The organism is Pseudomonas sp. W2I6 (genome assembly GCF_030815935.1).
Lineage (GTDB): Bacteria > Pseudomonadota > Gammaproteobacteria > Pseudomonadales > Pseudomonadaceae > Aquipseudomonas.
Genome location: NZ_JAUSXJ010000001.1, coordinates 1,432,586 through 1,445,278 on the forward strand (window position 1 = coordinate 1,432,586; position 12,693 = coordinate 1,445,278).

The 12,693-nt window shown below is 60.1% G+C and carries 9 protein-coding genes, 1 tRNA gene and 1 pseudogene; 4 read left to right on the forward strand and 7 right to left on the reverse strand.

The annotated features are described in order from the left end of the window. Window positions 1–110: 110 nt before the first annotated feature. A complete protein-coding gene (locus tag QF039_RS06850; RefSeq protein ID WP_003212689.1) occupies window positions 111–1,394 on the reverse strand; it encodes an FAD-binding oxidoreductase in 1,284 nt (427 codons plus the stop codon). Between the two features lie 184 nt (window positions 1,395–1,578). On the opposite strand from QF039_RS06850, the gene QF039_RS06855 reads away from it, so the two are divergent. The 3 genes and pseudogenes from QF039_RS06855 to QF039_RS33690 all read left to right on the forward strand — a co-directional run. Beyond that, window positions 1,579–1,655: transfer RNA gene (locus QF039_RS06855), tRNA-Val, on the forward strand. Window positions 1,656–1,843: 188 nt separating this feature from the next. After that, window positions 1,844–3,058 (forward strand): hypothetical protein, encoded by a 1,215-nt coding sequence (locus QF039_RS06860; RefSeq protein ID WP_307517199.1) that lies wholly within the window; start codon window positions 1,844–1,846, stop codon window positions 3,056–3,058. 201 nt (window positions 3,059–3,259) lie between these two features. Further along, a pseudogene (locus QF039_RS33690) lies at window positions 3,260–3,475 on the forward strand (transposase domain-containing protein); the annotation flags it as partial. A gap of 241 nt (window positions 3,476–3,716) precedes the next feature. On the opposite strand, the gene QF039_RS06870 reads toward QF039_RS33690, so the two are convergent. Further along, entirely contained in the window at window positions 3,717–4,841 is a 1,125-nt protein-coding gene (locus QF039_RS06870; protein ID WP_307517200.1) for an acyltransferase, read from the reverse strand. Between the two features lie 361 nt (window positions 4,842–5,202). On the opposite strand from QF039_RS06870, the gene gltS reads away from it, so the two are divergent. Next, window positions 5,203–6,414 (forward strand): sodium/glutamate symporter, encoded by a 1,212-nt coding sequence (gene gltS, locus QF039_RS06875; protein WP_177106185.1) that lies wholly within the window; start codon window positions 5,203–5,205, stop codon window positions 6,412–6,414. Window positions 6,415–6,437: 23 nt separating this feature from the next. On the opposite strand, the gene QF039_RS06880 is transcribed toward gltS, so the two are convergent. The 5 genes from QF039_RS06880 to QF039_RS06900 form a co-directional block, all read right to left on the reverse strand. Further along, on the reverse strand, window positions 6,438–7,529 hold the full coding sequence (locus QF039_RS06880; protein ID WP_250884727.1) for a carboxylesterase: 1,092 nt from the start codon (window positions 7,527–7,529) through the stop codon (window positions 6,438–6,440). 214 nt (window positions 7,530–7,743) lie between these two features. Continuing rightward, the gene (locus QF039_RS06885) at window positions 7,744–9,003 is read right to left on the reverse strand and encodes an FAD-binding oxidoreductase (RefSeq protein ID WP_307517201.1); all 1,260 of its coding nucleotides are present in this window, start codon (window positions 9,001–9,003) and stop codon (window positions 7,744–7,746) included. A gap of 3 nt (window positions 9,004–9,006) precedes the next feature. Then, window positions 9,007–10,578 carry an aldehyde dehydrogenase (NADP(+)) gene (locus tag QF039_RS06890; RefSeq protein WP_307517202.1) on the reverse strand — a complete coding sequence of 524 codons (1,572 nt, stop codon included), beginning with the start codon at window positions 10,576–10,578 and terminating at the stop codon, window positions 9,007–9,009. A 179-nt stretch (window positions 10,579–10,757) separates the two neighbouring features. Beyond that, window positions 10,758–11,705 (reverse strand): dihydrodipicolinate synthase family protein, encoded by a 948-nt coding sequence (locus tag QF039_RS06895; protein ID WP_177040472.1) that lies wholly within the window; start codon window positions 11,703–11,705, stop codon window positions 10,758–10,760. Between the two features lie 38 nt (window positions 11,706–11,743). Next, the gene (locus tag QF039_RS06900) at window positions 11,744–12,670 is read right to left on the reverse strand and encodes a 4-hydroxyproline epimerase (protein ID WP_307517203.1); all 927 of its coding nucleotides are present in this window, start codon (window positions 12,668–12,670) and stop codon (window positions 11,744–11,746) included. Window positions 12,671–12,693 lie beyond the last annotated feature (23 nt).

Consider the following 12,693-nt stretch of genomic DNA (forward strand, 5'->3'; position numbering starts at 1 on the left):
GTTGGATCGATAGCAAAGACCCTGGTCGAAAGACCGGGGTTTTTTGTGTCTGCGATTGGGTGCCGGCGCGGCAAGTACAGGGGCCGGCAAGCCAGCCCCGTGGTCCGGGGTCAGAATCCCAGCTTGTCCCGCAACCCGTAATACCAGGCCCCCAGCGCCGCAAACGGCGTGCGCAACAGTTGTCCGCCGGGGAAGGGGTAGTGCGGCAGGCCGGCAAACGCATCAAAACGTTCTGCCTGGCCTCTCAGCGCTTCCGCCAGTACCTTGCCCGCCAAGTGGGTATACGTCACGCCATGGCCGCTACAGCCCTGGGAGTAGTAGATGTTATCCCCCAGGCGACCGACCTGCGGCAGACGCGACAGGGTCAGCAGGAAATTGCCTGTCCAGGCGTAGTCGATCTTCACGTCCTTGAGTTGCGGGAAGGCCTTGAGCATCTTCGGCCGGATGATCGCCTCGATATTCGCCGGGTCACGCGCGCCGTACACCACGCCACCGCCGAAGATCAGGCGCTTGTCGCTCGTCAGGCGGTAGTAGTCCAGCAGGTAATTGCAGTCCTCGACGCAGTAATCCTGCGGCAGCAGCGTCTTCGCCAGTTCATCGCCCAGTGGCGCGGTGGTAATCACCTGCGTACCACACGGCATCGACTTGGCCGCCAGTTCCGGAACCAGGTTCCCCAGATAGGCGTTGCCCGCGACAATAATGAACTTGGCCCTGACCTTGCCGTGCGCCGTATGCACCACCGGATTGGCGCCGCGCTCGATGCGAGTCGCCGCCGACTGCTCATAAATGGTGCCGCCCAGGGACTCCACGGCTGCCGCTTCGCCCAGCGCCAGGTTCAGCGGGTGAATGTGCCCGCCGCTCATGTCGAGCAGGCCGCCCACATAGTTGTCACAGGCGACCACCTCGCGAATGCGCCGCTCGTCCAGCAACTCCAGCTGGGTGTGGCCGTAGCGCTCCCACAGGCGCTTCTGCGACTCCAGGTGGCCCATGTGCTTGCTGTTCAGTGCCGCAAACACACCGCCGTCCTTCAGATCGCACTGGATCTGATACTTGGCCACCCGCTCCCGAATGATCCTGCCGCCTTCAAATGCCATGTCGCCGAGTAATTTCGCCTGCTGGGGGCCGACACTGCGCTCGATCACATCGATATCACGGCTGTAGCTGTTGACGATCTGCCCACCATTACGGCCCGACGCGCCAAAGCCTACCTTGGCAGCTTCCAGCACTGTCACGCGAAAGCCGTTTTCCAGCAGGAACAGCGCACTGGACAGGCCGGTATAGCCGGCGCCAATCACGCACACATCGGTTTCAACTTCCCCTTGCAGCTCTGGGCGAGGAGGTACCGCATTCGCAGACGCGGCGTAATACGACTGGGGGTAGGGGGTGTTCGCCATCCTGGAACCTCTGTTTTATATTTTTTACGAGTGCGCCGATCCTACCTGAGTTGAAAATCCGCTGCCAGCCACCGGAAAAATACCGCTGCGCTGGCCACAAATAAAAAATTCGCATATTCATAGGCTTAGCTGCAAAAAAGGTGTTGACACCCCTCGGGAATTCCGTAGAATGCCGCCTCACAGCAGGCACGTAGCTCAGTTGGTTAGAGCACCACCTTGACATGGTGGGGGTCGTTGGTTCGAGTCCAATCGCGCCTACCAAACAAAATCCGCTCTGCTGGGCGGTCTAGAAGGGCTCACCGAAAGGTGGGCCCTTTTTTGTTGCGATTTGCGAAGCCTTTGCAACCTACCCCCTCAGAATGACGATTCGGCGGCTCCTCCTGGCTTGTCGATTTTTGTCCCGTTGCGCCTTTCTGAGCGTGCTTCGGTATCTTCTTTTCCCGTCTCCCATGAGCCTCACTGAACGCGATAACGGCTTGATCACGCGTCCGGCGCGTGTGATGCGTATGTCGGTGTCTGTGGGCAATAAAGTGAGCGTTGAGAATGCTGCTTTTGTAGGATTTTTAGCTGTATGCATGTACAGTTGTTTCGCCGAAAAATGGCTATGGGAAATCAGGAGAAGTCATATGTCAATTTACATCGATACCCCTTATGTTTTTACCCCGAATCCCTCTGCGGATAACGGCCCTCAACTCCAGTCGGTGATGAAGGCCGGATACCGTTGGATTCAAATCAATGGCACTGACTGCCCTATCGGGACAACAGTCCTGCTAAACCGTGATGACAACTGGCCCTACAGTGGGCAGATCATCGAGCCTGCCCCAGGGATCGATAAGGTCACTATTGACGTTTCAGGGATCGGCCGTAACCCGCTGGACCCCACAGATCCAAGTTATGCCGCCATCGACTACCAAGGCAATGTTCGCCCGGGCAGTTATTTGACCGCGCCGGCCTACGTCAATACGACCGAAATCTCCGTGGCCGACACGACTCCGTACACAAACGGTTCCTGGATCGTCATCTCGGACGCTTCAACCGATTTTGCAACCTACCCTATGCCACTTGACGGCCCCCTGGAGGTTCGCCAGGTTATATATGTGCTGGCTAACTCATTGATTGTTAATCGCGTAATCAAACGTGATCATCCCCTGGGCGCAATCGTGGCTTTATGTGACCCGATTAAAAACGTGTATATCCGCAACCTTGAGTTCACCGGGGACGCTGCGGTTGGCCTGCATCTGCACTACGCACAACACTGTGTTATAGAGAACATCACGTCGGTTGACTGGACCGGGCGCTGCATGCTGCTGCTGGACAACGGTGGCGAGTACAACACCATTCTTGATAGTTATTGCACGGCTACTGAGCCAGGTGTTGATCCTGAACAGACCGCCTGGGGTGTTGTCATTGAGGGGCAGGACTCTACCCGCGTGATTAATTCAGGTGGTGAAAATTGCGGCTTGGGGATGGGGATGAATTACAGCATTGATTGTGTGTCGATTAACGCTAGGGCTCGCCTCAATACAGTAAACGTTGGGGTCTATACAGCGTCTATTCGTACCGGGTTCCTTCGACCTGCGACCGAGTCCCCTCTGATTCTGGATAACGTCATCACTTCAGACTGCGTTGATTGCTATATGGTTGAGCCCATACCTTTTTCCTGATAATCATGGAAAAGAAAGCCCGCATTGAGCGCAATGCTGTTCACTTAAGGATTGTTGACTAATCCTCAAGCAGCCGGAAAATCCGGAGTCTGATAAGGACTTCGGATTTTTTATGCCTGTTGCTCAGGATTTAAACACCGTTCTGGATTTTGCTGAGCGACCACTCTCACGTCTTGAGGTGTTCGCCGATCATATTCCTGATGGATAACAGCAGCGGCCAAGCAGGCTGATAAAGCAACGATCCGACGTCGCCGTCTGCCTTCGGATATGGTGCTTTGGCTGGTTGTCGGGATGGCCCTTTTCAGGGGCGAGCCGGTCATTGAAGTCGCCCGTTGATTAAATATCTGCGCCGATGGAATTGCCAAGGAGATGCTCCTGGGCAAGAGCGGGCTGTCCCAGGATCGCCAACGCCTGGGGATATGAGCGCTACCTACAAGACGACTGGCGTGGACTCCTTGGTGGCCATGGCTGGCGCCGTGTCGCCATCACACACGCCAAGACGCATGGAAGAGCTTCGCGGCAGCATAGGTGTGCTCTTCATAACAAAACGCCCCAGGCCAGCGAGGCTTAGGGCGGTGAGGCTGTCAAAAAACCGGTATTCGATTACCCGCAATGCTGCTCCGCTTAAGTGAACAGCATTGCGCATTGAGCGGGCTTTTTATTGGGATTGTCCAGGTAGCAAATTATTAGTTGGCTTTGTACTGAACAGGCCGGCGATTCTTTTTCCGAGTACATGGGTAGGGGCTTCAACCCCCTTATGGATAAGCCAGGACAGTAAAATGGTGGCTAGTGACTGGATAACGAGGGCAGGAATCGGGCTGATCCCCTGGTCAATCATAATCCGCATCCCGACAATACCGAACGCCCCATGGCAGGCGTATAGCGGATAGCTGATATCGGCCAGAAAATTGAATACCGGGGGCCCCGTCCAGTTGCTGCAAAACAGGTAGAACACGGTAAACAGCGCAAATGCCATAAAGTAGGCAGCGATCACTTCAAACGGCCAGCCTTCAGTGAACCCGCTATACCCGAATACGCAGAGCATACAGATGGTTATGCCGAACAGCTTTTCAAGGCTTAACAGTCCACGGTAGTAATAGTTGAACGCGACGCCGATCATCATGAAAAAAATGTATTTGAACGGGAAGACGAACGCGGCCATCGGACCGGTGAGATAAATATTTCCAGGGTATAGGTTCGCGGCCAGCACAGTTGCGACGCCCAGCAACACGAGCGGCAGCAATTTTCCCTTGGTAATCATTGACCAACACAGCAGCACGATCAGGTAGAACTTGATTTCAACCTCCAGTGTCCACACCACGCCATCCAGCGGTGCGGAACTGCCAAACCAGTCTCGAAACAAAGACATTTGCGCGAGGACCTGGAGAGTCGTGTAGGTCGTGATGTTCCCCATATATGAGGCAGCTATTTCAAGGCTACCCAGGGTGATTAGAAGGCCAATGATATAGGTAGGCCATATTCGAAAAAGCCGGCCAATCACGAATTTCGTTTTCGCAAGAGCCGTTCCGCTCAGGCTGGATACCGAGATTGGAATTACCAGACCGCTGATCAGAAAGAACAATGCCACTCCGAACCCGCCCATGTTCACGTTGTTGAGCGGATTAAAGATGCTGATCATCCAGGCTGGAAAGGGTGGCTCAGCTAGGGGTGGCAGGCCACCGAAGCCACCTTTGAGGTAGTTGAACATCAGAATGTAATGGGCAATGACGACGCTGAGCGCCGCAATACCTCGCAAAGCGTTTGCGAAAGCGATCCGTTGCATGATGTTGTCCTGTTTATCATCGACGATCCTGTCGACTGGACATGATTATAGGTGGCTTTGGACAGGACGCCGGAGATTGTCAAATTCGAATGGGCGCTGAGTCGGCAGGATGCCGCGGAACCTGTAAAGCGCCCGTCCAGACGCAGTTCTGCAGCCATTGTCATGCACTCGATTTTCTCGTCGTGCCCCTTCAGATTGCGCTTCGCAAGTCTTTCGCCTGAACGTCCTGGGGATTCCGTTCGGCAACGTTAGGACTTTTCCGAGGTTAAAGATGGCGTCGTACTACTACTCTTCCTGTGTTGTTCCGAAGGATCGATAGGCCTGCCCCGATTCGTCATAAATAACTACAGAGAGCTGCCCCATGCTTCAACTCGACTTCTATTCAACGCTGGTCGCCGCCTCCCTGGTGCTTTTACTCGGGCGCGGGCTGGTCGCTCGAATCGGTTTCCTGCGCACTTACAATATTCCGGAGCCGGTGGCCGGCGGTTTAGTGGTGGCGGTGCTGCTCCTGGTCCTGCGTATGCTCGCTGGCATTGAGGTCCGGTTTGATTCGTCACTGCAGACGCCACTGATGTTGGCTTTCTTTGCCACCATTGGTTTGAATGCGGATTTCGCCAGCCTGAAGAAAGGCGGGCGGGTGCTGGGGATTTTCCTGCTGGTGGTGACGGCGCTCCTGGTGGTCCAGAACGCGATGGGGATTGCGCTGGCCAAGGCGCTGGGGCTCGATCCATTGATGGGGTTGTTGGCGGGCTCCATTACGCTGTCGGGTGGGCACGGGACCGGCGCGGCCTGGGGCGCGGTGTTCAGCGAGAAGTATGGCGTGGCGTCGGCGTCCGAACTGGCCATTGCTTCCGCGACCTTTGGCCTGGTGCTCGGCGGCCTGATTGGCGGCCCGGTCGCTCGCCTGCTGATCAAGCGCGTCCAGACGCCCGCCCTGGCGCCGGTACAACCGCTAGGGCCAAAAGGGTTCGAGCAGCCGAATCAAGAGCGCCTGATCACCTCCTTCTCCTTTATCGAGACCCTGGCGCTGCTCGCCATCAGCCTGCAAGTGGGCACGTTCCTCAGCGGTTTTATCCAGGGCACGGCCTTTGAGCTGCCGACGTTTGTGTGTGTCTTGTTTGTCGGTGTGGTGTTGCGTAATGGCCTGTCGGCGCTGGGCTGGCACCAGGTATTCGAGCGCGAAGTCTCGGTGCTCGGGAATGTCAGCCTGTCGTTGTTCCTGGCGATTGCATTGATGTCGCTCAAGCTCTGGGACCTCGCCGCGCTGGCCCTGCCGATTTTCATCCTGCTGGCTGCGCAGGCGTTGATGATGGCGCTGTTTGCGATTTTCGTGACGTTCCGGGTGATGGGGAGCAACTATGACGCGGCGGTCCTGGCGGCGGGGCACTGCGGTTTCGGGCTCGGTGCCACGCCAACTGCCATTGCGAACATGCAGGCGGTGACCCAGCGTTTCGGGCCATCGCAGATTGCATTTCTGGTGGTGCCGATGGTGGGCGCCTTTTTCATCGATATCACCAATGCGATCGTGATCAAGTTGTACCTGGCGCTGCCGTTCCTGGGCGTCGCGGGATAAACGCGGTTTACCGGATTTGCCGTTTAATGACTCGCCAGGTCCTGCTTGCCCAGGACCTCGTCAATCACCCCAAGCTGCCAGGTGAAATACGGATTGAACGTCAACCGCGCGTGCATCTTGCCCGGCTCACGGTAGCCCCAGTCCGAATACCACACGTCGGCCCCTTGTTCGCAGGCGCGGGTTGCGTCGTCCGTCTGGCCGTTCCAGCAAAACCGCAGGCTGCCCTGTTCGCCATACAGAGCGTTGTCGGGTGAGAACAGCAACCCCATGTGGGAGAACTGGCTGATCCTTAACTCCGGCAGGTAGTCGGTACGCGCTTTTACACGGCGGGTATCCCAGGCGCTCTCTGGCAATGTGCCGTACCAGGCGAGGCGGCTATGGGGGTTGCTGAAGCGTTGCTGGAAGGTCTCCAGCACGTAGTGCGTATCGAGTACTGAGTCGTGGGCTGCGACGGCAATGAATACCGGCTTGTCATAGGGGCGCCGCTCCAGGTCCTGGCGGGCTAGCCGGCTGCTGCGGTAGAACTGGGCAAAACCGTTGGTGGGCACTGTCATGTAGCGCACCAGGCTCTGTTGTGGCCGGCTGGCGTCTGGCGCCAGCAGCCAGGGGCGCGCCCAACTGATCAGGGGTGTCAGCCAGTCGTAGGTCATGCTGGACTGGAACGCGGGAGAGAACAGCAGCAGCCCCGCGACGTCGTCGTGTTTGTAGGCGTAGTCGAGTACCAGGTTGGCGCCGGTGGAAAAGCCGCCGAGGTAGATTTCTCCCACCTCTGCGCGAAGGATCGCAGCCTGTTCGTCCACCACCCGGCGCCAGTCTTCCATGCGCACCTGCAGCATGTCGGCCGGTTGCGTGCCGTGGCCGGGCAGCAGCACGGTCCTGACCAGGAAGCCGCGGGCGGCCAGTGCGCTGCCGATATCGTGGAAAGACCAAGGTGAGTCGCCCAGGCCATGCACCAGAATGATCCCGCGCTTGGGGGCACCCGCCGGGCGCCATTCCTGCGGGGCGTTCCAGTTGAGTTCGGCATCCTTGTCGGTGCCCTGGAAATCACGATGGTCCCGCAGCCATTGCAAGGTAGCGGCGCGATACGCTTCGAATGACTTCTGGCCAAGCGGCATGCCCGGTTCTGCGAGGGCTGTCGTGCAGAGCAATAGGGCGAGCATGCCGCAAGCAACGCTTCGGAGCGTTCTGCGCATCGATGGACGGGGCTGCATACAGGTGTGGTTGTTCAAGGCAGGTTCTCAACGGAGCGTAACCGTAAGGTCATGCACGATAATGACCTGCCTTGTATCGCCGAAAGTGCGAAACAGTAGCAAGACGTTTCCGATGATCTCAGAAACGATCCAGCCGGTAGGGCTCAAGCGCCGGCAGCCCGTTGGACGCGGCCGCAGGCGATGCCAGCCGTGCAATCAACTCCGCCGTCACCGCAGCCTGCGTCAGGCCCAGATGCTGATGCCCAAAGGCAAGCAGCACCTTGCCCTCGCACACGTTGTCGATAATCGGCAGCGAGTCCGGCAGGGAAGGGCGAAACCCCATCCACGGCGTCGCGTCCTCGGCACTCAAGTCACGACGAAATAGCCCCTGGCTCAGCCGATGCAACTGCCACGCGCGTTCCATGTTCGGTGGGCGATCAAGGCCGGCGAACTCCACGGTCCCTGCCAGCCGCAATCCGCCGTCCATGGGCGTCATGATGAACTTGCGCTCCAATGACGTGACCGCAAACGGCAACCGTCCATGCTCATGGGGCAACATCAGGTGATAGCCGCGCTCTGTATCCAGCGGGACCTTTTTGCCAGTCAGTGCGCCGGTCAGGCTGGCTGAGTGCGCACCGCATGCGATCAACACCTGGCGCGCTGCCACCGTGCCTTGGTCGGTCCGCAATGAAACACCGTGCTCGTCCAGCTTCCCGCCCACGACCTGGCGCTTGAGAAATTGCACCCCGCTGGCTTTGGCCGCCTCCATCAGCTCGCAAACCACCCCATAGGGATCGAGAAAATGCCCGGTGCGTGGAAAAAACAACCCGCCCTGAATCCTTTCGCTGAGCTGTGGCGCCGCGTCCTGAACCGCGCTGGCCTGCCAGTGGTCCACCGGCACTTCCTGCTGACTCATGCGTGCCTGCAATGCATCAATGGCCTGTCGCGACTCGGCGCGCTCGAAGACCAGCAACGAGCCGTCTTCGCGCATCAGGTGCGGGCGCTCGATGCTGCCCAGCAGCCGGTGCCAGGCGCCCAGGCTGCCTTCATTGAGCGCGCGGATCCCGGCGACGGTGCGCTGGAAGGGCGCTGGGCGCAGGTTCAGCAGCAGCCGGGTAAACCACGGCAGTGCACGCGGCAGGTATTTCCAGTCCAGGCGCAGCGGGCCCATCGGGTCCATGAGCATGGCGGGCAAACGCGACAGGATCGACGCATCCGCGATGGGGAACACTTGCTCGGTCGCCAGGTGGCCGGCATTGCCGAACGAGGCGCCGTGGCCGGGTTCCTGCTGATCGATGATGACCACCCGCCGGCCCTGGCGCGCCAGTTGCAGCGCGCAGGCGACGCCGATGATGCCGGCGCCCACTACGGCGACGTCTGGCATGACGTTATCGGACATGTTCTAGGCTTCCCTCTGACCGTCGAGCAAGCGCCGCAGCAGCAATGGGTTGCCGTGTTGCAGGGCCGTCGGCAGCAAGCTATCCGGGAAATCCTGGTAGCACACCGGCCGCAGGAATCGCAGGATCGCGGCGGTGCCCACCGAGGTGGTGCGTGAGTCCGAGGTGGCCGGGAATGGTCCTCCGTGCACCATCGCATCACACACTTCAACGCCGGTCGGCCAGCCGTTGACCAGCAGGCGGCCGGCCTTGCGTTCCAGGGTCGGCAGCAGCGCGCGGGCAGTTGCCAGGTCGTCGTCATCCAGATGCAGGGTTGCGGTCAGTTGGCCCTCCAGGTGTTCGCTGACCTGGCGGACCTCATCGACGTTGGCACATTGCACGATCAATGACGTGGCGCCGAATATCTCGGCTTGCAGGCTGTGATTGGCGAGAAAGTCCCGGGCCTGGGTCACGAACAAATGGGCCTGTCCCTGGTTCGGCCCTTCGGCCGGCAGACCGGTACCTGCGAGCTGAGCATGCCGGGTCAGGGCGCTGACGCCGTTTTCGTAAGCCTTGAAGATCCCCGGTGTCAGCATGGTCTGGGCAGTGCTGTATCGAAGCAGGTTGGCAGCCGTGCCGACGAAGTGGTCCAGCGCTTGCCCTGCAACGGCAATCACCAGCCCGGGGTTGGTGCAGAACTGGCCGGCACCCTGGGTCAGGGACGCGACAAAACCTTGTGCCAATGCTTCACCGCGTGCGCTCAGCGCAGCGGGAAACAGGTAGACCGGATTGATCGAACTCATCTCTGCATACACCGGGATCGGCTCGGGGCGCGCCTGGGCCGCCTGGCACAAGGCAATACCGCCGCTGCGCGAGCCGGTGAAACCCACGGCCTTGATGCGCGGATCGCAGACCAGCGCGATACCGACCTCGCGGCCCGAGCCATACAACAGCGAAAACACACCCTCAGGCAGGCCACATTGCTGAACGGCCCGGGCCACCGCGCGGCCCACCAGTTCGCTGGTGCCAGGATGCGCGCCGTGTGCCTTCACGATCACCGGGCAACCGGCCGCCAGTGCCGACGCTGTATCACCGCCCGCCACCGAGAATGCCAGCGGAAAATTGCTCGCGCCGAACACGGCCACCGGCCCCAGCGGTACGTGGCGTTGACGCAGGTCCGAGCGAGGCAGCGGCTGGCGGTCCGGTTGTGCAGTATCCACCCGCACATCCAGCCATTCACCCGCGCGCACGGTGCGGGCAAAGGTGCGCAATTGCTGGCAGGTGCGCCCGCGTTCGCCCTGGATGCGTGGGCGGGGCAGGCCGGTCTCGGCCATCGCCCGTTCAATCAGTTCATCGCCCAGGGCTTCGATTTCGTTGGCGATGGTTTCAAGGAATTCGGCGCGAGCGGCCAACGGCGTTTCGCGATAGCTATCGAAGGCGCTCCAGGCCAACGCACAGGCGTGTTCGACATGTTCGGCGGTGCCGCCGGCGTAGGCGGGTTCCAACGCAAGGTTGGTGGCAGGATTGATCGCCCGGATGGCCTCGCGGCTGCCTGGAATGGAGTGCTGACCAATCAGCATGGTGCCCGTCAGAGTCATGGCGTAGTCCTGGAAAGTAAAGATTGGCTTGGCGAAGAGAATCCACTGTGGGAGCTGTCGAGCCCCAGCGAGGCTGCGATGCAGGCGCTGCGGTCTGGCAGGTACACCGCAGTGATCCCATCGCAGCCTCGCCGGAGCTCGACAGCTCCCACATTTGATCTTTGCTGCCTTGAATAGTGTTAAACGACGTTCTGCTCGGCCGACCAGTTGGCGTACCACTGGCGGAACAGCGCGTACTGGTTCTCTGCATAACGACGCTGGGCATCGCTGAGGGCATCGGTCTCGTTGAAGTGCAGGGTGTATTCCTTGTCGCCGTTGAGCACCATCAGATGCTTGTAGAACAGCACCAGGTCGCAGCCTTCGTCGAAGGACGACAGCACCGCCAGCGCCGACTCCAACTCCCGCGCCTGGCGACGTGCAGTGGCGTCGCCCTTGGCGGCTTTCTTGCTCAAGGCCACCAGTTGCAGGACTTCCCGTGGCAGTGCATTGCCGATGCCGGTGATTGCGCCTGTGGCGTTGCAGTTGACGAAGCCGTGCACCACTTGGGTGTCCACGCCGACCATCAAGGTCACGTCATCGTCCTTGGAGGTGATGTGTTCGGCCGCGTAGCGCAGGTCTGCAGCACCGCCGAATTCCTTGAAGCCGATCAGGTTCGGGTACTCGCGACGCAGTTCGAAGAACAGGTCGGCGCGGGTGGCGAAGCCGTAGTAAGGGCTGTTGTAGATCACCGCCGGCAGGTTTGGCGCGGCCTTGAGGATGGCTGCAAAGTGATCCTTTTGCGCCGTCGCCGATGCGCCACGGGACAGCACCCGCGGGATGACCATCAAACCATGGGCGCCGACCTTCGCCGCATGCGCTGCATGGGCCACGGCTTCACGGCTGTTGACCGCGCCGGTGCCGACGATGGTCGGCACACCGGCGGCCACCAGGCGCGCCACGCCTTCCTGGCGCTCGGCCTCGGTCAGCAACGGCCAGTCGCCCATGGAGCCGCAGTACACCACCGCGCTCATGCCGATATCGATCAGTTCGCGGCCCTTGGCGACCAGTGCGTCAAAGTCCGGTTTGCGCTGGGCGGTGCACGGCGTCATCAATGCAGGGATGCAACCGGTGAAGATAGTGGTATTCATTGTTTCAGCTCCAGTTTGATTGAAGGGGCGGGGGCGGTTCAGATGCCCCACGCGAAGGGGTCCTGTTCGTCGATCAGCAAGGTGCTGTCGGCGGTCATGTAGGCGCGGCCGGTGATGGAAGGGCGCACACGTTCGCCCTCCCATTCATAGCTGCCTTCGAATTGGCTGCCGGTGATGCTGGCTTGTATCCACGGCTCACCGGCGGCGAGTTTCCCGTCGGCCGCCAGGCATGCGAGCTTGGCGCTGGTGCCGGTGCCGCAGGGCGAGCGGTCGTAGGCCTTGCCTGGGCACATGACAAAGTTGCGGCTGTCGGCCTGGGGGTCGTCGGCGAACAGTTCGATATGGTCGATCAGGGCGCCGTCTTCGCCGTGGATGCCCTGGGCTTCGAGGGCCTTGAGCATTGTCCAGGTGTAGTCGGTCAGGGCTTCGACGTTGTCCATTTCCAGCGCTTGGCCATGATCGGAAACCAGGAAGAACCAATTGCCGCCCCAGGCGATATCGCCGTAGACCAAGCCATGTCCAGGCACTTGCACCGAGACATGCTGGCGATAGCGATAGGCGGGCACATTGCGCAACGTGACCGCGCCGTCGGCGTGCAACGTGGCGCTCACCGGGCCGACCGGCGTGTCGATCTTGTGCACCCCCGGCGCGATCTGCCCCAAGTGGTGCAACGAGGCAACCAGGCCGATGGTGCCGTGGCCGCACATGCCGAGGTAGCTGGCGTTATTGAAGAAAATCACGCCGCAGGTGGCATCGGCCGAGACCGGCGCGCAATACAGCGCGCCCACCAGTACATCGTTGCCACGGGGCTCCAGCAGGCACGCCCTGCGCCATTGGTCATGCCGGGTGCGCAGGTCGTCGAGCTTGTCGACCATGGTCTCGCCGGCCAGCGTCGGGAACCCCGTCATCACCAGGCGCGTGGGCTCGCCGCCGGTGTGGGAATCAATGATGTGCACTCGTTTCATAGAACAATCCATCCAGTGGTTGG

What these genes read in the sequence shown, in the direction of transcription:
- QF039_RS06850 (WP_003212689.1), bottom strand. Translation starts at nt 1,394, where the DNA reads ATGGCGAACACCCCCTACCCCCAGTCGTATTACGCCGCGTCTGCGAAT.
- QF039_RS06860 (WP_307517199.1), top strand. Translation starts at nt 1,844, where the DNA reads ATGAGCCTCACTGAACGCGATAACGGCTTGATCACGCGTCCGGCGCGT.
- QF039_RS06870 (WP_307517200.1), bottom strand. Translation starts at nt 4,841, where the DNA reads ATGCAACGGATCGCTTTCGCAAACGCTTTGCGAGGTATTGCGGCGCTC.
- gltS (WP_177106185.1), top strand. Translation starts at nt 5,203, where the DNA reads ATGCTTCAACTCGACTTCTATTCAACGCTGGTCGCCGCCTCCCTGGTG.
- QF039_RS06880 (WP_250884727.1), bottom strand. Translation starts at nt 7,529, where the DNA reads ATGCCGCTTGGCCAGAAGTCATTCGAAGCGTATCGCGCCGCTACCTTG.
- QF039_RS06885 (WP_307517201.1), bottom strand. Translation starts at nt 9,003, where the DNA reads ATGTCCGATAACGTCATGCCAGACGTCGCCGTAGTGGGCGCCGGCATC.
- QF039_RS06890 (WP_307517202.1), bottom strand. Translation starts at nt 10,578, where the DNA reads ATGACTCTGACGGGCACCATGCTGATTGGTCAGCACTCCATTCCAGGC.
- QF039_RS06895 (WP_177040472.1), bottom strand. Translation starts at nt 11,705, where the DNA reads ATGAATACCACTATCTTCACCGGTTGCATCCCTGCATTGATGACGCCG.
- QF039_RS06900 (WP_307517203.1), bottom strand. Translation starts at nt 12,670, where the DNA reads ATGAAACGAGTGCACATCATTGATTCCCACACCGGCGGCGAGCCCACG.